Source organism: Thalassotalea profundi, assembly GCF_014653195.1.
Lineage (GTDB): Bacteria > Pseudomonadota > Gammaproteobacteria > Enterobacterales > Alteromonadaceae > Thalassotalea_B > Thalassotalea_B profundi.
This window is the reverse complement of the sequence record NZ_BNAH01000001.1, coordinates 263,080-286,001: the sequence shown is the minus strand read 5'-3', so window position 1 is coordinate 286,001 and position 22,922 is coordinate 263,080. Positions and strand designations below refer to the sequence as shown.

Here is a 22,922-nt window from a genome sequence, read left to right as displayed (position 1 = left end):
TGAGTAAATATAAATTTAATTTTCCAACGACGGGTGTATCAGCTACCTAAGGTAAGCTACTAATTAGAAACTTAAAGAGGAAATTTATAAATGACTAAACAACAAGTAACAGTTCTAATTGGCCCGGCATGCACAGGTAAATCGACCTTTGTTCAACGGAGTAAGTTTGATTATGTCGTATCTTCGGATGACATCGTAGAAAAAATAATTCACGACAATAATTTAACTTACAAAGAGTTCTTTGAACTCGAGTTCAACCACCCTATCCGCCGCGAGCAAAGATCTTTGTTTTTTAAGTCGGTTCAAGAGTCAAAAAAATACAAAAACATTGTGTGGGATCTTACCAATCTTACTAAAGCAAATCGGCAAAAGATTTTTAAACATTACCCTAACGCAGAATTTCATGCGATTGAGTTTATATTTAAAAACAAGGAATACTTCATTTTAAAAACGTGTCACGAGCGTAATCAAGAAACTGGAAAGTTCATTCGTGAAAATGATCTTAAAGCCATGTTTGATAAATATGAACCAGTATCAAGACTTGAAGGTTTTGACACAATTTCACGAGAAGAAGCGTTACCTGCTTCCGTTTTGATTTTAGACGATGAAGATTTTGATATTCATGCCCCACACCTCAATGCAGCAGAACATGTGAAGTCGTTAAAGGAATTTCTTGATTCTTATTTTCCCTACATCAGTGACTTGGATGGTTATGACGACGTGTTTAAAGAAAATGAGTATTCAATTCTTTGTGCCGTTCACGATTTGTCCGCATTAACTATGAAACACCACAACCTCTATGTTGTATTGATGTAATAAGGTTTGACTAGGAGTCAGGATGAAATACAACAGAGAAATTAATCAGCTAGAAAACGCAGGGGCTGCCGCTGGAAACATAATCGGTGCAGTGGCAATTAATGGCTTCATGGGTCTATCAATCGCTGGAAAGTTATTTGTTGCTGCTGTCATGCTATTAACAGGTTTAGGTGCTGATCCAGTTCTTTTAGTTGGATCAGGCCTTACACTTTTCTTTGCTCTAGCCCTAGTACCTAATTTATTAGGTTTAGCGATTATTATCTCTGGTGTTTATTGGGCTGCTTCGCACTGGGATTGGCCAAGCTGGTTGGCACTTGCGCTATACTTTTTACTTATATTGACTGCCTCATCTATGCATTTGTTGGGAGAAATAGACGACAATGGTGATTTGCAAAAATCACCGGATATTATAGCCACTACTCAATTCTTGAGTAGCATTTCTCTATTGGCCTTGGGAACGGCATATTATTGGGAGTTTAATGTCTTCAACCTTGAGGTGCATGGCTACCATTTTGCTCTTTGGTTTGTGACAGCTGTGTTTGCCCAAATAACCTCTGAGGCAACATTATCTGATAGAAAGCTTGCAAATGTATTTAATTACCTATTTTCATTACTTGCAACCTATTGGTTTACAGCAATATTTACACTAGATCCTCTTCTTATTAATAGCACAGCAAAACTAATTAAAGGAATTATACTATGAAGTTGGCATTATTTTCAGACATTCATAATGAATTTGAGGTTTGGACCCCACCTAAAATTGACGCAGACGTGGTCATTTTAGCGGGTGATATACACTCAAAACACCATGGCATACAGTGGGCTAAAGATTTCTTTGAGTTGCCGGTAGTCTACATTCCGGGGAATCATGAATATTATGGTTCAAATATCCAATCGATTAATAGAAAACTAAAAGAACAATCTAAAAACTCAAATGTTCATGTATTAATCAACGATAGTGTCGAAATAGGTGGCGTTACATTTATAGGCTCTACCCTATGGACCGATTTCAAACTCTTTGGTGAGTCGAATAAACAAGAATGCATATTTGATGCGAGTGCTAAAATGAACGACTTTCAGCACATTACAATAAACGATAACGGTAAATACAGAAAACTTAAGGTATCCGATACCATCGCGTTTTTTGATAATTCATTAAATTTCATTGAAAACGAATTAAAAAATAGCAATACAAATAGAAATATTGTGGTGACGCATCACGCACCTTCACCTCAATCAACGCCAAAACAATACCAAAGCGATCTACTTTCGGCTGCATTCTCTTCCAACCTAGAAGAGTTTATTAAAAAGTACACAAATAAAATTGATGTATGGGCACATGGGCACACTCATCACAGTGTAAACTATCAAATTGCAGATACAACAATAATTTCAAATCAACGCGGTTACTCCAGTATCGAAAAATTTAATTTCGATTGTGGCTACATTGTTGAGATTTGATTTGGTAACTAATTGGATAAAAATTAGATAGATTGTGAATACAGAAATTCAGTACGTATCTTCTTCATTAAATAACCGGCTGAAAGTGCAATAAACGTACTCACTTTTTTAGACATGTCGTTAACCTCGATTTTTAAATCCAATACAGATCAACTGAAAACTGGGACTAATTTTGTCCCAGTTTGAATTTATTCATTTTATAAACGGCGTTATTGTATGAGGGAATGAAATTAATCTTCCAATATTTAAGCTGCCTTTTTGGCCCTATAGGTTACTTTTCCTAAGCCGGAAGGGGGAGTGTCAATTATTTCAAGAGTAACTCCAGATTGGGAGAAGAACGTTGGCTTTTTTAGGGCGCTACATATTGCAGTTAAGTCTCCACCTAGTTCCTTTCTAATGTCACTGGAAGTAAACTCAATAGATGGTCCCTTTTTTAATCCTTCCTTAATGAGTTGCAACGCAAATGTTCTAACTAAATCTGCTGTTACTTTTGAATCTTTAGATCTTGAGCGAGTACTATAGTTCTCTACTTTGTCTTTACTATCATCTTTGGGTTTTAATTCAGGAAAATCATAGCCGATCATAAACAGAGCTGCTTCAACTTCTCTAATATTGTTGAATTTATTACGGCTTGCGCCTTTAGATTTATTAAAGGCTTCTGTGATAATCCAATTCGCCCAAACGTTAGATATTGCATGAGCTTTATGGTTACTTCCCCATTCTTTAAATTTTAATTCAGTGCCAGCTATTTCAGGTAGTCGATTAGAGTTGCCCTGCCCTTTGGCTAGTTTTATTTGTAGATATTCTGGAATTTCAAAGCGTTGTGTCTTTTGACAAAAAAGTATTATCAAATAAGCTAGGGCTGCTGCCACTCTAGAGTCATAAATAATGAAAGTATCAGGTTTAATAAAAGCGTAAATTTTTGTAAAGCCAGCATTAGAACGATATTTATTACCAAAATTATTTACGTCGATATTACTATTAGTAAGTAGCTCTAAAGCTTCAGTAATATTTTTCTGTACGTCATTTACATTGTCTAACCATTCCTTATTAGATGTGTATAACTTTAATTTATCTGTGTTGCCTGCTCCCCAATAAAGAGTTTCAGTACATGCTTGATAGAATGATTCTTTGGTGTTCGACGTTTTAAATTTTTTAACTAACAAGTCAACATCTGATTTATTAGTTTGATAATCAGAGCCGTTCCAATGGTACTTATCAAAGCCACAATATAAGGATTCAAATTCTATTTCTTTTCTGAGTTTTCGGTCGAAATATTTGTGATTTAGCGACATATCACCACTGATCATACTTGCTAAAAAATTAATAAATTCTGCTACTTCAGGATTGCTTAAATAGTCATTTTTATTCATTATTACTTCCTGCCAACTAATGTAGGATAACTAATCCACTTATTTGTATAGTATACATTTAATAGGACAACTAACGTCCTATTAAATCAAACTATTAATTAATCATTTCTCGCCAAGCCTCTTGGATCATCACCATTGCCAATGTGTCTAGCTCACAATACATCAATAGTCCGCGTTCAAGTTCTTTTCTTTCATAATCAGACATCTCAGTGAACTGGAGCCGAGCGTATGCAGTTAATGCTAGGCCACCATTATTTAGTTCATCGGATTCTGATAGCAGCTCTATGTCATGCTCAGATGCTTCTGTGAACATTTTTGGCAATGACTTATACGGATCTTTTACTTTTCCATTGTCATCGAATTCAATCCAAGCTTTGTTCTTAAAATTTAGGCTTGGTAATTCCTTGGTCCCATAAATAGGCTGTTCGTATTTTTCTTGTAAAAATTGAGAGCTATTTAAAATGGCTGGCAGTACAGCCTTAATAGAGTTTGAGCCACCTGTGGCAGGATCATAATAATACTTTTTCACCAGCTCCCATTGGTCAACCATATTTCTATCACCAAGCCAATTGTCTTTGCTGTTATTAGAAGACTTAGTGATTGACTTAATGAAATCGCAAAGCTCGTCTTTATCCACTTCAGCCGATAGTTTTAATTGCTGATAAACCATATTGAGGTAGGCATTCTCATGGTTGGAATATCTGAAAATAGTGCCGTTGTCTTTTTCTAATTGAGCTTTTAACTCTCTTACGAAATTGAAGTTCGGGAACTCTCCAACCTGTGAGCTAAGAAATTGCCCCGCATGATCCACTCGTCCATCTTCGTGCAAGATATGATGAGAAAACTGGAAGGCTATGCCTTCGTATGGCGACATCCCTTTATAAAATGGTATCGCCACGGCACAGGTTTCAAAGTCGATAAAATGAAGAGGGTAAGTCCAAGATGCCATTTCATTTCGCATGCTATCAACGTCGAAATAAACACTAGAATCCTTGTCTTGCACTTTTTCTATTTGAAGCCACTGCCTTTCTTTTAATGTAAGCGCTGGGTTTGATGATTCTTCATAATTGATATCCTCTGGCGAAAGGTCTTTTAGCTTTACTTTGCCATTTTCTATACAGCGATTTGAACCTCTAAAGTTAGAGATGCTTAATACTGTTGGTTCATTAAAATCTTCGTCACTCCAATGAAGTTGTTCTTTCCAACATTCCTTAAATCCATTTTTAAAACCATTCGCCTCATCTTCTTCCGAGCATTTGAACTCACAACTTTTACACTTTGAGCCGATAACTGGCATCACCTTTTCATCATTAGCGTACTGTTCAGCTAGCACTTCGATATTAGGGATGAAACCTTCTGCTGGCATACCAGTTTGTAATTCGGTTTCATAAGCAATTTGAACCGCTTTATCGGTATTTACCTTTTTGAGAATTTTAACCAATAAGTCCGAGGCAGATAACGAATTAGAAACAGACACACCGCGTCTATTCCTGTCATCACGAATTAATTTAAACTTCTGATTTAAACCATCTACCGGGCAAGGTGTATCTTTATCAACTACCATCAAATAGCTGCTGACAATCGCACTGGGTATCGCCTGTTTTAAAACATATTTTTGAAACGCCACGTCTAAAATGTATGGCTTCCACTTTGAATCTAACTTTCCAGATTTGTTTAAAAAGTCTTTATCTTTTTTAGCCGAATATGACTTGGCTTTAACTTCAATGAGCTGATATTCATTGCCTTGTTTAACTAAAATATCAACACGAACAAATAAGTTGCCAAAGCGAATAGCAGGCTCAAAAATGATGACGTTGTCCTGCTTTAATAGCTCGCTGGTTTGCTGAATCGACTCTTCATAATCTAAAGAAGTAATGTCATGACCTTCAGGGTAATAGCACTTAGCTAATTCACCCACCTGAAAACCGCCATCAGCTAATGAGGCAAGAAAAGGGTCATCAAGCTTGTTATCCAAGTATTCTTTTTTGCCCGTATAAAACAGTTTAGTTGGACACTCAGTAGCTAACTTAAATCGTGATTTGGTCAAATACCTTGGTTGGCTCATTTTTATACTTCCTTAAATCAAGTCTTTCCATAAGTGTACTTTTAGCTTAGGACACGCAACGTCCCAATTAACCATAAAAATTTGAATATTTACAGTGAAACTACAACTTCTTCATAAAGTTATATGTGGCATTCAGCCCCATGCATTTGAATACACTTCATGAATCCGTCGTGGTAAGTCATTTTTGATCTCGAATGCTTCACAGGCAGAAGTCAAAAAGAGAAAACTGTATTCGTTATCTGTTTGTTTATCTAATAGTGAAAGTTTGATTTGTTCTATATGAAAATCGTATTCAACTTTACTGTGAATTACGTGATCTCCAGCCCAAATTAAACATAACTCTAAATTAGTCATAGCGACCTCCCAAAACAAAAGATTAGCTGACTATTGGGACAAAAAGCGTCCTAACTTTTCCGTAGGCTTATTTAAACAGTTAAATTATAAATGAGTGAATCAATGAATCGCGAAACAGTTAATGAAGAACACTTTTTAATTAGCATTGAGCCAAGCACGGTTGCTTCAGCTTATCTGTTAATAGCCCAAACAGGAGTCTTATTCTCTGAAGATTTAAGTTACAGGTTAGCTATTTCAGATATTCAAATTGATAAGGCTAAAAGTCAAAAATCTTATCTATTCTTTAGAGCACAAGCAGAAATACATGACATTTCAGGAAACGACTCAAACTTCGTTGAATCAATAGCCGCTGTTGGTAGCTTGTCTCAAATTTATCACTATTTAGTTACTCAGTTTGAACTGTTTTTGATTCAGAAAGGGTTAAACATAGTAGTATTTCAGGAGGAAAAGGATGCATAAATGCCTCTATATATTACTTGCTCTAAACATTTCTGGCTGTGCAATTACCAACTCTAACTGTGGCTTACCTGCCGATGTATATAGCAAGGTTAAACAATACAACAGAGGCCCAATAAATGGCGCCATTGATGACAATCTCGACGGCAAAATAGACCAATATGAAGCTTTTGGGCATTAGGCTTTCGAACAGCTCTCAAGAGTTTTCCAATCAGGCGAACCAGATCAAGAATATATTTGGACGAACATAGATACATGCTACGTATTTAACGTGAATGTAGAAGATTACTTTGAAGATTCTAAACGAGGTATTTTATACCAAACATGCAGAAAATTTACTTATTCAGTGACTAACCCAACTGGCCAAAAACTAGGTTCGGGAGCAGGCCAAGCCTGCCGGAATTTTGCTACCCAAAAGTGGGAAATCTTATGATTTTAATTTAGGTGAACCTGTATGTTCAAGCTTCACAAAGACTTCACCTATAGACTTACCTGCAACTTCAGCCTCATAACCGTAATGTGCAGGTCCAATATCAATTTCTAGCTTAACACCAGATGGCTCCATATCCATTTCAACTTCGGCTTCAGATTTTCTGACTTACTAGTCTTAAGTAATTTTCAGTCGCCTCTTCACTAAACTCTATAATTAATAGATTCGCCATAATTCACCCTATCGTTATTTGAGTATTTTCTCAGCAAAAGAGAAAATGCTACTACCCTTTAGCTCCCCAAGCATCAAGCAGCCACCAACAAAAGCCTAATAAAGCAATGTGAGGAGTAAAGAAAAGCAAATAACTCCACCATACTTTCGAAGCTCTATTCGTTATAGCTGTGATGGCTTGTTGTTTTTTGTATTTAGGCGCAGTTTCGTCACTTAATCTTTCGATATAGTTAATATCGATACACTTGATTCGAAGCTCTCGATCCTGCCATTTATCATACCAGCGCTTTGCTCTCAGCAGTGTAATGGTTCCGATAAAAGCACTAACCCAAAATAGAATATCTCCTCTCATCACTACAATAGAAAACATAACGCCAAGTTTACCCGCACCAATTAGGAAAAAGCCGTTTTGAACACACTCATAAACAGGGTTAAAGCCCCCAATATAGACTTCTTTTGGTTGATACTGCATAAAAGCACTCCTAAATATTTAAATGTTGATCATTGTCAATCTGGGTGTGTCCACATCGTTTAATGTGAAATGATCTAATAAGGTCTTGATTGGAAGTTTTCATTAGTGCATCACCCTTTCTTCAGAGAGTAATGTTGATTGAAATTGTTTAAGTTCATCGACCAGTTTCGTCAGGTCAGACATGACTGCTGAGTCAGCTGCTTTTTGTATACTTGATTCTAAAGCTTCTTGAGCTGAGAGAATCAGGCATGAAATAACGTACTTTTCTCTATTAGTATTTAGTTGCCCTAATGAAAGTTGATTAATCACGTTTATAATTTCTGTGCTCGTTGAAAAGTCTTGATAAAGCGAGGGTTCACAAAACATTTTCATGACATTTAATAGTTGTTCAGACAGCATAAAAGTTACTCCTCGATTGACATTAGTGGCATTTTAAAAGAATATCGAGACAACACTTGTCCTATAGAGTTTACTCACTTGTATGAAGTCATCGAATTCAGAATTTAGAAACGCGATCGTGCGAAGCATTGGTGTCGGTGAAGATAAGGCAATTAAAATAAAAGATTTAATTGAAAACCGACTGTCTAGCTTTAGAAAAGAAAGCCAAGACTCTTTTGATTCTTTCAAGAAAAACGCATCTCGAATTATCACTTCTATATTAGATGATGAAGGAGAAGGACTCTGTAGAGTTAAAAAGGGAAATGCATATTGGTATTACTGGACCTCACAAAAAGACAAAGATGATGCTGTTGAACAGTTTGAAATGTCAGAAGAAAGAGCGTTTGCATTTGCGTTTATTAAAGAATATCTGCCGGAGCTAATTCCTCCTCATATTTTTTCAGCGTTACAAACTGAATTCAAAAGAGCTGAAGAAGTATTAGACCATTCAGAGCTTACAAAATATTTGTCTAAAATAGATTTCAATCCGATGGGTTATGACATGCATAGCGTATTAGATCACGAGTCAGCCACAATTGAAGAAAGAAAAGCTTGGCAGTTTGTATTTGATTGTACATTTGAAGAACAGTGCTTTTCTGCTAATTACCAATCAATTCACAAGAGTTTTGATGCAAAAGAATTAATCTTATCGCCTCAAAGAATTGTACTGTTAAACCAACACTTAAAAGTACTGGCTCATGAGCATAATACTAATACGACGAGATATTTTGAAATAGGCAAATTGCATGATTTAACTGCGTCAAAAGAGCAGTTTATTGAAGTCAAAAAAACAGAATATGAAACAAGAGAAAAGATCTCAGCTATTTGCCATACATGGGTTAAAAGTAATTTTGAAGCCACCTCTATAGCTGATAAAGCGACTTTTACTAAATTAAAGACTGATGACTGTTGGCTAATTGAAATGGAGTTAAGCTTTCCAATTCACTTTAATAGAAAAGAGCCAGATCCTTTCTTTATTGCAAATTATTTAAGTGGATTTTCAGATTCCATCGTTGTTTTGGGGCCTGAATTCTTGCGACGAGAAATGCTGCGAAGAGCCGGTAGCTTAGTGCAAGCCTACACTGTCCAAACCAACTCTGAATTAATAGTATCTGCTAGCCCGAAAGCCATGACTAGAAATTAGTCTTAACTTGAATTTTTTGAACAATTATGAATTGATTCGAATCTACACTTTCGTGAATTTAAGAACTATCAACTTTTAATCGCGAAGGAACATCTGTTAGCCAGAAATATCTAGCCTAAAAATTTACTGACTTAAGGATTCAAACCGTCGCGAAAACATAAGTCCACTCCCCTTATAATTAGCTGAGTTTTGTTATTAAGAATAATGATAACAGTTATTACACTTATGTATTAACTAACTGCTTCTTATGCGTTATATTCCTAGTCAAACTCAATAAATGTGACGATTTCAGCAATGCGACGTTGAATTGTTATTCAAACATTATTAGATAAATAATATATTAAGTGTAGCCTATGTGTATCCATTTTAAATCAAAATCAAAAACCGAAAAAGAAATACCCCTTAAATATCAAAAGATTAAAATAATGGTGACACTATGTTATCAAAACGCATAATTCCCTGCCTAGATGTTAGAGACGGAAAAGTAGTTAAAGGTGTACAGTTTCGTAATCATGAAATTATTGGCGATATCGTCCCCTTAGCACAAAAATACGCATCGGCAGGCGCTGATGAACTGGTTTTTTATGATATTACCGCAAGCTCAGACGATCGTGTAGTTGATAAAAGTTGGGTTAGTCGCATAGCTGAAGTGATAGATATCCCCTTTTGTGTGGCTGGTGGTATTAAAAGTGAAATAGATGCGCAAGAAATTTTAAAGATGGGGGCTGATAAAATTAGTATCAACTCACCTGCTTTACGAGATCCAACGTTAATCAGCCGGTTGGCCGATCATTTTGGACAACAATGTGTTGTGGTTGGTATTGACAGTTTTTTTAACAAAGAACTTAATACGTACCAAGTTTATCAGTTTACCGGCGATGAAAGTCGCACTCAGCAAACCCAGTGGACAACCTTCGACTGGATACAAGAAGTGCAAAAGCGTGGCGCTGGTGAAATAGTACTCAATTGTATGAACCAAGATGGCGTTCGACAAGGCTACGATATTGTGCAACTCAATAAGGCACGAGCTGTTTGTAATGTACCTTTAATAGCCTCTGGTGGTGCAGGTGAAATTAGCCACTTTATCGATGTGTTTCAACAAGCAGATGTTGATGGCGCCTTAGCTGCTAGTGTATTTCATAAAGGGATTATTGATATGAATGAATTAAAGCAACAATTAGCTCAAAATAAAGTAGAGATCAGATTATGTTAGTTAATCAAGAAAATATATCGCAATTAGCGTGGCAGAAAATGGCTGACTTAATACCCGCGATTATTCAACATCACGCAACAGGTGCAGTATTAATGCAGGGGTATATGAACCAAGCCTCACTTGAAAAGACATTAATAACAGGCAAAGCAACTTTTTATAGTCGCTCAAAGCAAGCGTTGTGGGTTAAAGGAGAAACATCAGGGAATTTTTTAAATGTAAAAGAAGTTTTAACCGATTGCGATAAAGACAGCTTACTTATTAGTTGTGAACCGATTGGTCCAACGTGTCACTTAGGTACCGAATCATGTTTTCCAGAACAAAAGCTCACCAAGCAAAACTTTTTGAGCCAACTAGAACAAGTTATTGCTAATCGAAAAAATGATGACCCAAAAGACAGTTATACCGCTCATTTGTTTTCTCGTGGTACCACAAAAATAGCACAAAAAGTAGGAGAAGAAGGTGTTGAAGTAGCCCTTGCTGCTGTTGCTGAAACCAAAGATGATTTATTAGGTGAATGTGCTGACTTGTTCTATCACACCTTGGTATTACTTCAAGATCAAAACATTGAGTTAAATGAAGTAATGCAGGTACTGATTGAACGTCATAAAAAATAAACATGTAATACTTATTAGATGAACTTTCAAAATTAACTGTCTATACTAAAATTATCAACTTAGGTGAGTTGAAATGGATTTCGATATAATTATTAAGTCATAAAGAATGCCAAAACATCTCAAAGCCCATTTATTTATAATCAACATAAGCATACTAATGCTTATGTTTTTTTATTCAAATGCTAGTGAAGCAGAAGATATTATTATTTACATTCGCGACGATGTATACGAAGACTATCAAGCTTTTGTCGATGGTAAAGATATTGCTACCATTAATGACTTTCAAGGCAAGACAGTCCGCAGAGATGTTATAGATATGATTTTAGCTCAAAAAGCATTAAAGCTTGGCGGATTCAACCACTCATTTAAATATATCCCCGGTAAATTAAACTTTAGAAATACAAAAATGCTTCAACAAGGCAAGTTACTCATTAGCTTTGATTCTTATTGGCTTTCTGATGCTAACGCACTCGAATCTGATATTTATATTTCTGATGCAGTAATTAAGAAAGGTGAGTATGTTGCAGGCTTGTATACAAGTCCTAAAAACAAAGCAGCGCTCAACATAAAAAAACTTGAAGACTTATCTCGTTTTACCGCGGTATCAACACCTAAATGGCGAACTGATTGGCAAACATTAAGCCAATTACCATTAAAACAGTTAGTGGCTGAAGATGAATGGTTAAGTATGGCAAGGATGGTCAATTTAATGTGGATTGACATAATTTTCATGCCATTTAACTCCACTAAAGATAAAACATTTAGTATGGACAAAATCACCCTAATTCCCGTTGAAAATGTTGCAATTAAATTTGATGATAGTCGCCATTTTGTCCTCAGTAAAAAGCACCCTTTAGGCGCTCAAGCCTTTCAAGCAATAAATATTGGTCTAAAAAAATTACGTGAGCAAAAACTCATCACTAAAGCCTATACTCAGGCTGGTTTTTTCGTTGACAGAAATAAAATCAATATTTTAAACAACTGAATTTATTACGCTTTACCAAATAATAGCTATAAATTAATAAATCGTTATAGCAATATCGTATATAGCTAATAACCACAAACATGACTAATTAGTCAGTTTATAGCGAAATATTATTTGAGCCCTATTTAACAAGTCGCTACTATATGTCCCCACTAAATCATGGAAAGCTACATTTTAGCCAAGGAACACTTATGTTTAAGTACTGGTCTATCAAAAAATATGGTAATAAACTTTTACCTTGTCTCGAGAAACGTTACGGTGTAAAAGACTTTTACACACCTTCAGAAATAAGAACTACGGTATATCAAAAAGACTTTAACCCTGATTATTTGCCATTAGGCTACCTACTATTTTTAAACAGAATGGATATTAAAGCTGTTTTTGCTAAAGAATTTCCGTCAATTTGTCCTGAAAACTATAAACGAGAAATACTAGCTTATTTACATGCTAAACAATACTCAGGTTTTTTACACCTACTTAACCAGCATTAAAACTAGCAAATACAATGTAAACTAAAGGCAATTAAACTTTAGCTAATTTTCTTTTTACTTTATTGCTGCCACATGAAAAAATAATGTATGGATCTTGATATGCGTGTGGCCTAATGTCCCAGTTAATTTGGCAAGTAAAAACTTTTCAACAACTCACTAATGATGAGCTTTATGACATATTAAAACTACGCATCGATGTATTTGTTGTGGAGCAGACTTGCTATTACCCCGATTTAGATAACTTAGATAGAATTCCAAGCACCCTACATTTATTTAGCTACCAAAATGGCAAGATAAGCGCTTATCTACGCATTTTAGCAAAAGATGTTTGCTATCCAGGCTATATTGCAATTGGTCGTGTAATAATAGCACCTGACGTGCGTGGAAAAGGATATGGCAATCAATTAATAGAGCAGGCTTTAATCACATGCCAGCAATATTTTCCTCAACAAAATATTAAAATTTCAGCACAAGAACATTTAGAGCAATATTATCAATCTCATGGATTTATTAGGTGTTCAGAAATGTACTTAGAAGACGGTATTGCGCATATAGGTATGAAATTAGTACATTCAAGTTAACTAAATAACACAACCCAGTAATTATTTTTTGAATATTAAGGTGTAATAAATTAATTTAACTTATTGATTTATAATGACTGTCGTGAGAATGTCGCTTTATTGTCGTGGCAAAAACCTGTTTTAAATTTAACTATATCTACTCCAATTGTTACTAACTGACAGTGAGTTAAGGAAAATAATGATTATCAGAAAAATTAGATTGCAACGTGGATGGTCACAAGAGCAACTAGCAGAATTAAGTGGCTTAAGTGTTCGTACCATTCAAAGAATTGAGCGTGGACAATCAGCTGGACTTGAATCATTAAAATCTTTGGCTGCTGTTTTTGAAGTACAAGTTACCGACTTACAGCAGGAGCTAGACATGAGTACAACATCTAAATTAACACTGGAAGAACAACAAGCTATTGAATATATCAGAGACTTAAAAGGCTTTTACAGTCACTTAACCTCATTTGCTATTGTTATTACTTGTTTGCTAATTTTTAATTTATATTTTACACCTAGTTATTTGTGGGTTTTATGGGTAATACTTGGCTGGGGAGTTGGCATTATTTCTCATGCAATAAGTGTTTTTGAACTATTTAATTTCTTTGGGGATGACTGGGAAAAAAAACAAATTGAAAAAAGACTCGGCCGAAAACTTTAAATAGACTTATTAATTGTCAATAAAAAGCCTGCATCAGCAGGCTTTTTGGTATTTCATACTATCAAGTCAACAGTTTAATTTAACTTTTCTGCTAATAAAGCACTAACTTGCTCAACAGGTTGAGTACCATCAATTGTTAAGTACTGACATGTACCTGACTTCGCTTCTGCTTGATAATAATCAACTAATGGTTTTGTTTGCTCGTGATAAACACCTAAACGCTTACGAACTGTTACTTCTTCATCATCAGGACGGATTGACAAATCTTCACCTGTTTCATCATCTTTGCCTTCAACTTTAGGTGGGTTATACGTTACATGGTAAACACGACCGGATCCGGCATGTACACGACGACCCGCCATACGCTCAACAATCACTTCATCAGGTACGTCAAATTCAATTACACTATCTACTACAACACCATTTTCTTTCATCGCATCGGCTTGAGGAATGGTACGAGGAAAACCATCTAATAAGAAACCACCTTTACAATCGTCTTGAGCAATACGCTCTTTGACTAAGCCAATAATGAGGTCATCAGACACTAATTGACCAGCATCCATTACTGCTTTTGCTTGCTTTCCAAGTTCAGTTCCCGCTGAGATCGCTGCTCGAAGCATATCGCCAGTTGAAATTTGTGGAATGCCAAATTTAGCCATTAGAAATTGTGCTTGAGTACCTTTGCCTGCGCCCGGAGCACCTAATAAAATAATACGCATATAGTGTAACCCTATACTATTGATGAATTGGTAAATTAATACCAATTGAACTTAGTCTTTCTCGCTACGAGAGAGATTATCTAGCTTACTTGGTATAAAAGCAGACACTATACATTTTCAAAGGGTTCCAAACAAGTGGCAAACCTCTTCAAAAACTAAAAAAGAGGCTAAATAGCCCCTTTTTTATACTAAAGTCTAAACAAATAGATGTTTAAATATTCAATAGTTGCCTTGTGAATACTACTTAGTTAAGCTCAGCATTAACTTGTTCAAACGCGTAACAAAACTTGCAGGATCTTTCAAGCTTCCGCGCTCTGCTAGCATTGCTTGTTCAAACAACACTTGTGTCCATTGGTTAAACTGCTCATCATCTTGTTCATCAGCAATATGCTTAACTAACTCATGCTCGCCATTAATCTCGAAGATAGGCAATGATTCAGGCACTTCTTGACCTACCGATTGCATTAACTTCATCATCTGGCTACTCATGTCATTTTCATCAGTAACAATACACGCCGGTGAATCGGTTAAACGTTGTGACAATTTAACGTCTTTCACTTTACCTTCAAGAGAGGTTTTAATACGAGTGACTACTGAATCAAATTCTTGCTCAAGTTTCTCTTGCGCTTCTTTGGTTTCTTCATCATCCATTTTACCCAGATCTAAACCACCGCGAGTTACAGATTGTAATTGCTTACCATCAAACTCTGTTAAGTGACTAATTAACCATTCGTCAATTCGGTCAGACATCAGCAATACTTCAATGCCTTTTTTGCGGAATACTTCTAAATGCGGGCTATTTTTGGCCGCTTCAAAGCTATCAGCAACAACATAGTAAATCTTCTCTTGCCCTTCTTTCATACGCTCAACATATTGAGCTAATGATACATTTTGCACTGCGCTATCTTCATTAGTAGAAGAAAAACGTAATAATTTGGCAATTTGTTCTTTATTAGCAAAGTCTTCTGCAGGCCCTTCTTTTAATACTTGGCCAAATTCATTCCAGAATATTTGGTACTTATCAGCATCTTTATTGCCTAAACGTTCAAGCATTTTTAACACACGTTTAGTACAGCCTTTACGAATAGCCTGAGTTACTTTGTTATCTTGTAATATTTCACGAGATACATTTAACGGTAAGTCATTTGAATCAAGTAAGCCTTTAACAAAACGTAAATAAGTAGGCATGAATTGTTCTGCATCATCCATAATAAATACACGTTGCACATAAAGCTTCAGACCATGTTGTTTTTCTCGATTGTACATATCAAACGGTGCTTTAGCTGGCACATAAAGCAATGATGTATACTCGGTTTTGCCTTCTACTTTGTTATGCTCCCATAATAAAGGGTCAGCAAAATCATGAGATACATGCTTATAAAACTCTTTATATTCATCGTCTGAGACATCAGCTCTTTCGCGTGTCCACAATGCTGTTGCTTTATTTACGGGTTCCCATTTTGCCGGAATCGCATCTTTAGCTTCAATTGCAGGTTGCGTTACATTGCCTTCTTCGTCTTTCTGTTCTTCAACAGCTTCAACTGCAGGTACTTCAGGCGTTAACATTTCTACAGATACTGAAATATGATCTGAGTACTTAGTCACAATAGATTTTAAACGCCAATCATCAGCAAATTCAGTCTCTTCTTCTTTTAAGTGAAGAATAATATCGGTACCACGATTAGTTTTCTCAATAGTCGTTGTGGTAAACTCACCTTCGCCAGCGCTTACCCATTCAACCCCTTCTGAAGCTGGTACACCAGCAGCACGAGAGCGAACAGTGACTTTGTCTGCAACAATAAATGCAGAATAAAATCCAACACCAAATTGTCCTATTAATTGAGAGTCGGCGGCTTGATCACCTGATAATTGTGAAAAGAATTCAGCAGTACCTGACTTAGCAATAGTACCTAAATGCTCAATAACTTGTTCTTGAGTCATACCAATACCGTTATCTGAAATAGTCAGGGTATTGTTTTCTTTGTCTGCACTCACACGAACACGTAAATTACCATCACCTTCGAATAAACTATCGTCAGCTAAGGCTTTAAAGCGTAATTTATCGGCTGCATCTGCGGCATTCGAGACTAATTCACGCAAGAAAATTTCTTTATTCGAATAAAGCGAATGAATCATTAATTTAAGAACTTTAGCGGCATCTGTGCTAAATGAATGATTTTGTGTTTGACTTGTCTCAGACATCTGAAACATCTCCTAATTTACGGTTGAACAAAATAGTATGAAAGGTCGATCACGTTCCATTACTGAAATGATAAGCAACAGACCTGTTGATAGTTAACATGTGGGGGATGTAAGGATTTATTTCAAGAGAAAAATAAAATGAATTTAAATAAAACTGGTTGTTAGCCGTGATTAATGTAGTGGTGCGTTAAAATATTTTTCAGGGAATACCCTATACTGAACATAATTGACATATCTGTAAAAATAACACCCCAAAGTGAATATAAATATTCCTATCTGCTCAATATATGAGAGATTAATCTAATATTAGTATTAAAATTTTAATGGATGTTTTATAGCACTTTTTAGAAATATTTTAATATTTTTAGTGACGTTATTTTGTCTTAGAACATCAACTCTTAAAATGGCTCTGATAGAACCAGAAATTATTTTTCTTAAGGCGTTAGGTTTTTCATCGATAATGATAGTTACTTTTGGTGTTATTTAACTTTTAGCTGGCTCATTCATTTTTACTAAAAAGTATACCTTGATATGTTATAAATTGGCTGCATTAACGTTTTCTTTTACTTTAATTTGTACATTTACAACAGGTCAAAATAACTACCTTTCATTAATCCCATTAACTTTTTTACTTATCATATTTTACCTTGATCCAAGGTCAATCAAATCTACCATAGATAAAAAATAATGTAGTATAAATTTATTATAGCTTTTAATATTGATAATTCTTACGCCCTGAAAACGCATGAGAAAGCGTATTACCATCAACGTATTCTAATTCACCACCAATTGGTACACCATGGGCAATACGAGAAATAGTTAACTGATATTTACTGGCAAGTTCTGCCACATAATGTGCGGTTGCTTCACCTTCTACCGTGGGATTGGTCGCTAATATGACTTCTTTAAATTGGCCGGTTTCCAGCTGTTTCGCTAGAATGTCTAAACCCAAATCATCTGGGCCAATGCCATCTATCGGTGACAAGTGCCCCATTAAAATAAAATAACGTCCTTGAAACTCCCCTGTTTGTTCGATTGCAATAACATCAGCAGGACTTTCAACAATACACATGCTTTCACTAACTTTACGTTTTGGGCTTTGACAAATTTGGCATAATTCGTCTTCGGTAAAATTACGGCATTGCTGACAATGTCCTATGTTTACCATTGCTTTTCCAAGAGCTGTGGCAAGTTTTTCGCCGCCCATTCGATTACGCTCTAATAAATGAAAAGCCATGCGTTGTGCTGATTTTGCACCAACACCAGGTAAGCATTTTAAGGTATCAATTAACTCTTGAACTAAAGGACTAAACTTCATAACTAGCAATATTCATAACAATTTTTAGTAGTTTATCATCGTAATGTTAATGCTAACAACGCTTAAATATGAACTAAGTAATTTTAATCATAAGTGTATTTAACATAATGTGATAGCATTTCACTTTTCTTAACATTGAAATTCCCACTATGCTTTCAAACATCTTGATAACACTATCAATTCTTATCATAACAACTATTGTGTTATCGCGACTATTCACCTTGCCCCGCAACATTTGGGTACTCTTTTTGGCACAGCCATTAGTTATGTCTTGTTCGCCAGTTATTGTATTTATTGGTGGTATACTTTCAGCGCAAATGGTAACAGACAAAACCTTAGCGACTCTCCCCATAACCATGATGATTTTGGGCGTAGCAACAGGTTCAATTCCAGCGGCGTTACTTGCAAAAAAAATGGGGCGAAAATTTGCTGCGCTATTTGGTTTTTCCATTACATTAATAGCTTGTTTTCTAGCAAGTTACGCTGTTTATATTGCCCTATTTGAGTTATTTATTGTCGCTAGTATCATGTTTGGTTTAAGTACCTCTTTTGTTCAACAACTTCGTTTTGCTGCTATTGAAAGTACCTCTGATGAAAAAAGCATTCCAACAGTCCTCTCTATTTTAATGCTCAGTGGTATTTTCGCCGCTTTTCTTGGGCCTGAAGTCGCCGTAATGGCAAAAGATTGGATTACATCACCGTTAGGGTATTCTGGCTCTTTCCTATTTTTAGCGTTGTTCATCTGTATTGCCATACTTGTTATGTTGGCATTTAAAAATCCAACATTATCTATTCAGTCGAATGAAAGCCCTACACGTTCACTGATAACAATTGCAAAGCAACCAATATTTTTAATTTCAATTGCTTCAGCAGCCATCGGTTTTGCTTTGATGAGTTATTTAATGACAGCAACGCCAATTAGTATGCACCATATGCATGGTCATAGTATTAATGACACTAAATGGGTTATACAAACCCATATAGCCGCAATGTTTATTCCCTCATTATTTACGGGCATTTTAGTGAATAAAATAGGGTTAAAATACTTACTTTTTATAGGCACGCTTATATACACTATTGTGGCTATTATTGCATTTTCAGGAGAGCAAGTGGTTCACTATTGGTGGGCACTATTATTATTAGGCATCGGTTGGAATTTTCTGTATTTAACAGGCACATCGTTGCTGCCACAAAGTTATCAAGCGAATGAGCGCCATAAAGTGCAAGCAATGAATGACTTTATCATTTTTGGTTTTCAAGCAACGGCATCATTACTTGCCGGTTGGGTATTGTTTAAAGCGGGTTGGCATGGTGTTGTTATGTCAAGTATCCCATTTATTCTTGTATTGTTTGCTGTCTCTTGGTATTACTTTCGCAAAGAACGTAAAACACAATCTACAACAATTAGCCCCATAACCCCTTCCGTTAGCGACTAATGCAATGAATAAATCACATAGTAATAAAAGAAATAACCAATTGAGTAATAAAATATATTTACTAGGTCACCCTATTCTAAGTAATCCATCTTCGCCTGTAGAGGATATTTTATCTGATGAAACACAAACATTAATCAAATCCCTTTTAACCACCGTTGAACAAGCCGGAGGGGTTGGAATTGCGGCTCCCCAAATAGGTATACCCAAGCGACTTTTCATTGTTTGCTCAAAACCTAATAATCGTTACCCCAATGCCCCTAGAATGCAACCAACTGCGATTATTAACCCCAAAATAATTGGGTATAAGGGCGATATAATTGAAGATTGGGAAGGCTGTTTAAGCGTACCTTCGCTCAGAGGATTAGTTGCGCGTCATAACACAATAGATGTGGAATATTACGATATCGATGGACAAAAGCATCTGCAAGAATTTAACGGATTTATTGCCCGGATTTTCCAACATGAAATAGATCATTTAAACGGTATATCGTTTGTCGATCGAGTATCTAACAATAAGAACCTGATCAGTGAAGAAGAATGGAAACGCCAATATTGTTCCTAATAAGGTTTAAAATGCTGAATACGTATGCAATAAATTGAGCTTTAGCCTTATTCATGCGTAATATGGAGAGGTAAATAATAAAAGGTAAATAGGTGTCGACAACCTCTCTTACACTTTTAATATTACAAACTTGGTATTAAACCCAAAGTAAAAAGCACGGCTAACGCTGTGCTTTTTACTATCAAACCATTATAACGATAAAAATAATAATAGAAGAATGACAATGAGTGAAAAAAAATTACTGACGAGCAAACCTGAACTCAATTTTTGGCAAATTTGGAATATGTGTTTTGGTTTTCTTGGGATTCAATTCGGCTTTGCTCTACAAAACTCCAATGTCAGTCGCATTTTTCAAACCCTAGGGGCTGATTACGGCAATATGGCGATTCTCTGGGTTGCGGCTCCGATAACAGGACTCATTGTTCAACCTATCATTGGCTATTTAAGTGACAATACATGGAATAAGTTTGGCCGACGTCGTCCCTATTTCTTAATTGGTGCTATTGCCGCGAGTCTATCGTTATTTATTATGCCTAACTCACCTACACTGTGGATGGCAGCAGGTATGCTTTGGATAATGGATGCTTCAATCAATATTTCAATGGAACCATTCAGAGCCTTTGTTGGTGATATGTTACCTAAAAAACAACGTGCTACTGGCTATGCAATGCAAAGCTTTTTTATTGGTGTGGGTGCGGTTGTAGCCTCGTCACTGCCTTGGATCATGACTAACTGGTTCAATGTCAGCAATGTTGCTTCACCTGGTGAATTACCTGACTCTGTCAAGTTTGCTTTTTATGCCGGTGGGATAGTTTTTTTACTTGCAGTACTGTGGACTGTCTATTCAACCAAAGAATATTCTCCCGAACAACTGAAAGCCTTTGAACAGTATCAACAACAAACAGCAACTATCGAACAATCTCCTAGAAGCACTTCAGCTTTTTTTAAGGGCGGAATAGCTTGGCTGTTGTTCGGAGCTGTTGTTACATCAATTATTGCATTCAATATTGAACGTTTAGATAAAAATTTATTTATTTTATCTGGTGGCTTTATCTTTTTTGGTATTTGCCAACTCATCGCAGGTTTATTAATTCAAAAGGGCAAAAATCAACATGGTTTTGCTCAAGTGATGATTGACTTATTTGCTATGCCCCAAACGATGAAACAATTGGCCTTAGTGCAGTTTTTCTCTTGGTTTCCTTTCTTCGCAATGTGGACATATACTACTGCAGCAATTACAGCACATCATTATGCAAGTTCAGATGTAACCTCAAAAGCCTATAATGAAGGCGCTGATTGGGTTGGTGTTTTGTTTTCAACCTATAATCTAACCTCCATTATCGCCGCCATTTGTATCCCTCTTATAGTGAAGCAATTTAATTTACGCATTGCCCACATGATTAATTTATTTTTAGGGGGTGCTGGTTTTATCTCATTTATTTTTATTAAAGATCCCACATTTTTAGTGATTGCAATGATTGGTGTTGGTTTTGCTTGGGCATCAATTCTGTCAATCCCGTATGCCATTTTAGCTAACGCCTTACCTGCTGATAAAATGGGCTTATACATGGGAATTTTTAACTTCTTTATCGTGTTACCTCAAATTTTAGCGGCAAGTATTTTAGGTTTTTTAATTACTAAGGTATTTGATAACCAGCCAATATATGCGCTAGTTGTCGGTGGCGTGAGTATGCTTATTGCAGGTGTATTAACCTTAAGAGTGAGAGAGCCTGAGTAAGTTTTATTGGTATATTTAATAAAAATAAAAAGTAAAGGTCTCAAAAAAGCAGCTATACTTCTTTGATGATAAGTTTTTCAAAAATTTTCTTTTTACTTTACCTCATCCCATTAACTGTTTTTGCCCAAACAGGTTTAAACTCAGACGATCCTCCCTTACTGAATAAGAGGATCGTTTTAACCGCTGCATTCGAAGAAATAGGCTACTTTCCCTATAGTTACGAAGAAAATGGTGAAATAAAAGGTTTCACTATTGATATACTTAATTATTTCGAAGCTCATTCAAACTATGACTTTGAGTTTATTATTATCCCTTGGGCAAGAGCACTTCATCTAGTCGCACAGGGGGAAGTGGATCTGATACTCACATTCTTTAAAAATGCAAAACGCGAAAAGACATACCATTTTATTGAGCCCTCTTATGGCTTTGAGGTAAATCAATTATTTACTTTAGTAGATAAAAAGTTGGAATTTAATGGTCAATTACAGCAGTTAACACCTTATTCTATTGGCACTAAACGCGCATATTCTTATGGTGAAAGGTTCGATCAAACAGGTTACTTAACGAAATTACCTGCATTATCAGAGAAAGTGCTCTTAAAGTTATTACTCAATAAGCGAGTTGATGTGGTTATTTCTAACCCATTTATTTTTAAGAAATTAGCCAAGGAGTTGCAAGTAACCGATAAAATAAAAGCTATAGAGCCCGTTGTCGATATTACCCCGGTTTATTTAGGATTAACAAAAGCAAGAGCTGATGCTAAAGAAATAAAACAAACGCTTGGTAAACTCACAAAAAAATTAAAAGCATCTGCTTATTATCAAGAGTTATTAGAAAAATATCAGCTTAATTTCAAATAATAAGGAAGTTATTTATCTGCTTAAGCTTAAACGTCATCAGCAGTAGCATCACTAGTTTTCATTCTCTCTTAGTCAAAAAACACCAGTATTAACTGTAACGTTAAAAATGGAGAAAAAATGATCATGAAATCTCAATTATTTATCAAGGAATCAGGAAAACTGATATTTAGAAAAATATCTAGCTACTTTAGTAGCGTCTAATAAACGAAATATAGTTAATTAACATCAAAGCCAAAGGTTACTTTATATTGTTAGCCCAAAAGAGTGTCGTGTTTTTTACAACTTAAGTCCTACATTCAAATAAAAAAACAATAAAA

The 22,922-nt window shown here is 35.7% G+C and carries 25 protein-coding genes; 16 read left to right on the top strand and 9 right to left on the bottom strand.

Annotated elements, in window-relative coordinates:
• The first annotated feature begins 90 nt into the window (after positions 1-90).
• The 3 genes from IE155_RS01305 to IE155_RS01295 are packed head-to-tail and all read left to right on the top strand — an operon-like array spanning position 91 to position 2,277.
• Positions 91-816, top strand: a complete 726-nt coding sequence (locus IE155_RS01305; RefSeq protein WP_189376278.1) for an AAA family ATPase — start codon at positions 91-93, stop codon at positions 814-816.
• Positions 817-838: 22 nt separating this feature from the next.
• The gene (locus IE155_RS01300; protein ID WP_189376277.1) at positions 839-1,519 is read left to right on the top strand and encodes a hypothetical protein; all 681 of its coding nucleotides are present in this window, start codon (positions 839-841) and stop codon (positions 1,517-1,519) included.
• Positions 1,516-2,277, top strand: a complete 762-nt coding sequence (locus tag IE155_RS01295; protein ID WP_189376276.1) for a metallophosphoesterase — start codon at positions 1,516-1,518, stop codon at positions 2,275-2,277. Before IE155_RS01300 ends, IE155_RS01295 begins: the two co-directional genes overlap by 4 nt.
• Before the next feature lie 245 nt (positions 2,278-2,522).
• On the opposite strand, the gene IE155_RS01290 is transcribed toward IE155_RS01295, so the two are convergent.
• The 3 genes from IE155_RS01290 to IE155_RS01280 all read right to left on the bottom strand — a co-directional run bounded on the left by IE155_RS01290 (position 2,523) and on the right by IE155_RS01280 (position 6,069).
• Positions 2,523-3,650, bottom strand: a complete 1,128-nt coding sequence (locus IE155_RS01290) for a hypothetical protein (protein WP_189376275.1) — start codon at positions 3,648-3,650, stop codon at positions 2,523-2,525.
• 94 nt (positions 3,651-3,744) lie between these two features.
• The gene (locus tag IE155_RS01285) at positions 3,745-5,715 is read right to left on the bottom strand and encodes a DUF2779 domain-containing protein (RefSeq protein WP_189376274.1); all 1,971 of its coding nucleotides are present in this window, start codon (positions 5,713-5,715) and stop codon (positions 3,745-3,747) included.
• 132 nt (positions 5,716-5,847) lie between these two features.
• Positions 5,848-6,069 carry a hypothetical protein gene (locus tag IE155_RS01280; protein WP_074988781.1) on the bottom strand — a complete coding sequence of 74 codons (222 nt, stop codon included), beginning with the start codon at positions 6,067-6,069 and terminating at the stop codon, positions 5,848-5,850.
• Between the two features lie 102 nt (positions 6,070-6,171).
• Between IE155_RS01280 and IE155_RS01275 the strand changes: the two genes are divergently transcribed.
• Together IE155_RS01275 and IE155_RS01270 are read left to right on the top strand one after the other, a co-directional pair.
• On the top strand, positions 6,172-6,528 hold the full coding sequence (locus IE155_RS01275) for a hypothetical protein (RefSeq protein WP_005492643.1): 357 nt from the start codon (positions 6,172-6,174) through the stop codon (positions 6,526-6,528).
• On the top strand, positions 6,521-6,706 hold the full coding sequence (locus IE155_RS01270) for a hypothetical protein (RefSeq protein WP_189376273.1): 186 nt from the start codon (positions 6,521-6,523) through the stop codon (positions 6,704-6,706). The genes IE155_RS01275 and IE155_RS01270 overlap by 8 nt, the downstream gene beginning before the upstream one ends.
• Before the next feature lie 246 nt (positions 6,707-6,952).
• On the opposite strand, the gene IE155_RS01265 is transcribed toward IE155_RS01270, so the two are convergent.
• From IE155_RS01265 to IE155_RS01255, 3 genes are all read right to left on the bottom strand, one after another.
• Positions 6,953-7,096 carry a hypothetical protein gene (locus IE155_RS01265; protein WP_189376272.1) on the bottom strand — a complete coding sequence of 48 codons (144 nt, stop codon included), beginning with the start codon at positions 7,094-7,096 and terminating at the stop codon, positions 6,953-6,955.
• 142 nt (positions 7,097-7,238) lie between these two features.
• On the bottom strand, positions 7,239-7,658 hold the full coding sequence (locus tag IE155_RS01260) for a hypothetical protein (RefSeq protein ID WP_189376271.1): 420 nt from the start codon (positions 7,656-7,658) through the stop codon (positions 7,239-7,241).
• A 102-nt stretch (positions 7,659-7,760) separates the two neighbouring features.
• Positions 7,761-8,057: a hypothetical protein gene (locus tag IE155_RS01255; protein WP_189376270.1), complete on the bottom strand. Its 297-nt coding sequence runs from the start codon at positions 8,055-8,057 to the stop codon at positions 7,761-7,763.
• An 82-nt stretch (positions 8,058-8,139) separates the two neighbouring features.
• Between IE155_RS01255 and IE155_RS01250 the strand changes: the two genes are divergently transcribed.
• The 7 genes from IE155_RS01250 to IE155_RS01220 all read left to right on the top strand — a co-directional run bounded on the left by IE155_RS01250 (position 8,140) and on the right by IE155_RS01220 (position 13,770).
• A complete protein-coding gene (locus tag IE155_RS01250) occupies positions 8,140-9,240 on the top strand; it encodes a WYL domain-containing protein (RefSeq protein ID WP_189376269.1) in 1,101 nt (366 codons plus the stop codon).
• Between the two features lie 436 nt (positions 9,241-9,676).
• On the top strand, positions 9,677-10,453 hold the full coding sequence (gene hisF / locus IE155_RS01245) for an imidazole glycerol phosphate synthase subunit HisF (RefSeq protein ID WP_189376268.1): 777 nt from the start codon (positions 9,677-9,679) through the stop codon (positions 10,451-10,453).
• Positions 10,447-11,067, top strand: a complete 621-nt coding sequence (gene hisIE / locus IE155_RS01240) for a bifunctional phosphoribosyl-AMP cyclohydrolase/phosphoribosyl-ATP diphosphatase HisIE (protein ID WP_189376267.1) — start codon at positions 10,447-10,449, stop codon at positions 11,065-11,067. Before hisF ends, hisIE begins: the two co-directional genes overlap by 7 nt.
• A 157-nt stretch (positions 11,068-11,224) precedes the next feature.
• Entirely contained in the window at positions 11,225-12,052 is an 828-nt protein-coding gene (locus tag IE155_RS01235; RefSeq protein ID WP_189376266.1) for a hypothetical protein, read from the top strand.
• Between the two features lie 191 nt (positions 12,053-12,243).
• Entirely contained in the window at positions 12,244-12,543 is a 300-nt protein-coding gene (locus IE155_RS01230; RefSeq protein WP_189376265.1) for a DUF6559 family protein, read from the top strand.
• Positions 12,544-12,656: 113 nt separating this feature from the next.
• Positions 12,657-13,124 (top strand): GNAT family N-acetyltransferase, encoded by a 468-nt coding sequence (locus IE155_RS01225; RefSeq protein ID WP_189376264.1) that lies wholly within the window; start codon positions 12,657-12,659, stop codon positions 13,122-13,124.
• 178 nt (positions 13,125-13,302) lie between these two features.
• Positions 13,303-13,770 carry a 2TM domain-containing protein gene (locus IE155_RS01220; RefSeq protein ID WP_189376263.1) on the top strand — a complete coding sequence of 156 codons (468 nt, stop codon included), beginning with the start codon at positions 13,303-13,305 and terminating at the stop codon, positions 13,768-13,770.
• A gap of 74 nt (positions 13,771-13,844) precedes the next feature.
• Here IE155_RS01220 and adk read toward each other — a convergent pair whose 3' ends face one another.
• The 3 genes from adk to recR all read right to left on the bottom strand — a co-directional run bounded on the left by adk (position 13,845) and on the right by recR (position 18,009).
• Positions 13,845-14,489 carry an adenylate kinase gene (gene adk / locus IE155_RS01215; RefSeq protein ID WP_189376262.1) on the bottom strand — a complete coding sequence of 215 codons (645 nt, stop codon included), beginning with the start codon at positions 14,487-14,489 and terminating at the stop codon, positions 13,845-13,847.
• Positions 14,490-14,729: 240 nt separating this feature from the next.
• Entirely contained in the window at positions 14,730-16,691 is a 1,962-nt protein-coding gene (gene htpG / locus IE155_RS01210; RefSeq protein ID WP_189376261.1) for a molecular chaperone HtpG, read from the bottom strand.
• Positions 16,692-17,403: 712 nt separating this feature from the next.
• On the bottom strand, positions 17,404-18,009 hold the full coding sequence (gene recR, locus IE155_RS01205; RefSeq protein WP_189376260.1) for a recombination mediator RecR: 606 nt from the start codon (positions 18,007-18,009) through the stop codon (positions 17,404-17,406).
• Positions 18,010-18,257: 248 nt separating this feature from the next.
• Between recR and IE155_RS01200 the strand changes: the two genes are divergently transcribed.
• The 4 genes from IE155_RS01200 (at position 18,258) to IE155_RS01185 (ending at position 22,605) form a co-directional block, all read left to right on the top strand.
• Positions 18,258-19,445, top strand: a complete 1,188-nt coding sequence (locus tag IE155_RS01200) for an MFS transporter (RefSeq protein WP_229816932.1) — start codon at positions 18,258-18,260, stop codon at positions 19,443-19,445.
• Positions 19,446-19,449: 4 nt separating this feature from the next.
• A complete protein-coding gene (gene def, locus IE155_RS01195; protein ID WP_189376258.1) occupies positions 19,450-20,007 on the top strand; it encodes a peptide deformylase in 558 nt (185 codons plus the stop codon).
• Between the two features lie 223 nt (positions 20,008-20,230).
• Positions 20,231-21,745, top strand: a complete 1,515-nt coding sequence (locus IE155_RS01190; protein ID WP_189376257.1) for an MFS transporter — start codon at positions 20,231-20,233, stop codon at positions 21,743-21,745.
• A gap of 65 nt (positions 21,746-21,810) precedes the next feature.
• Positions 21,811-22,605 (top strand): substrate-binding periplasmic protein, encoded by a 795-nt coding sequence (locus IE155_RS01185; protein ID WP_189376256.1) that lies wholly within the window; start codon positions 21,811-21,813, stop codon positions 22,603-22,605.
• The last annotated feature ends 317 nt before the right edge of the window (positions 22,606-22,922 follow it).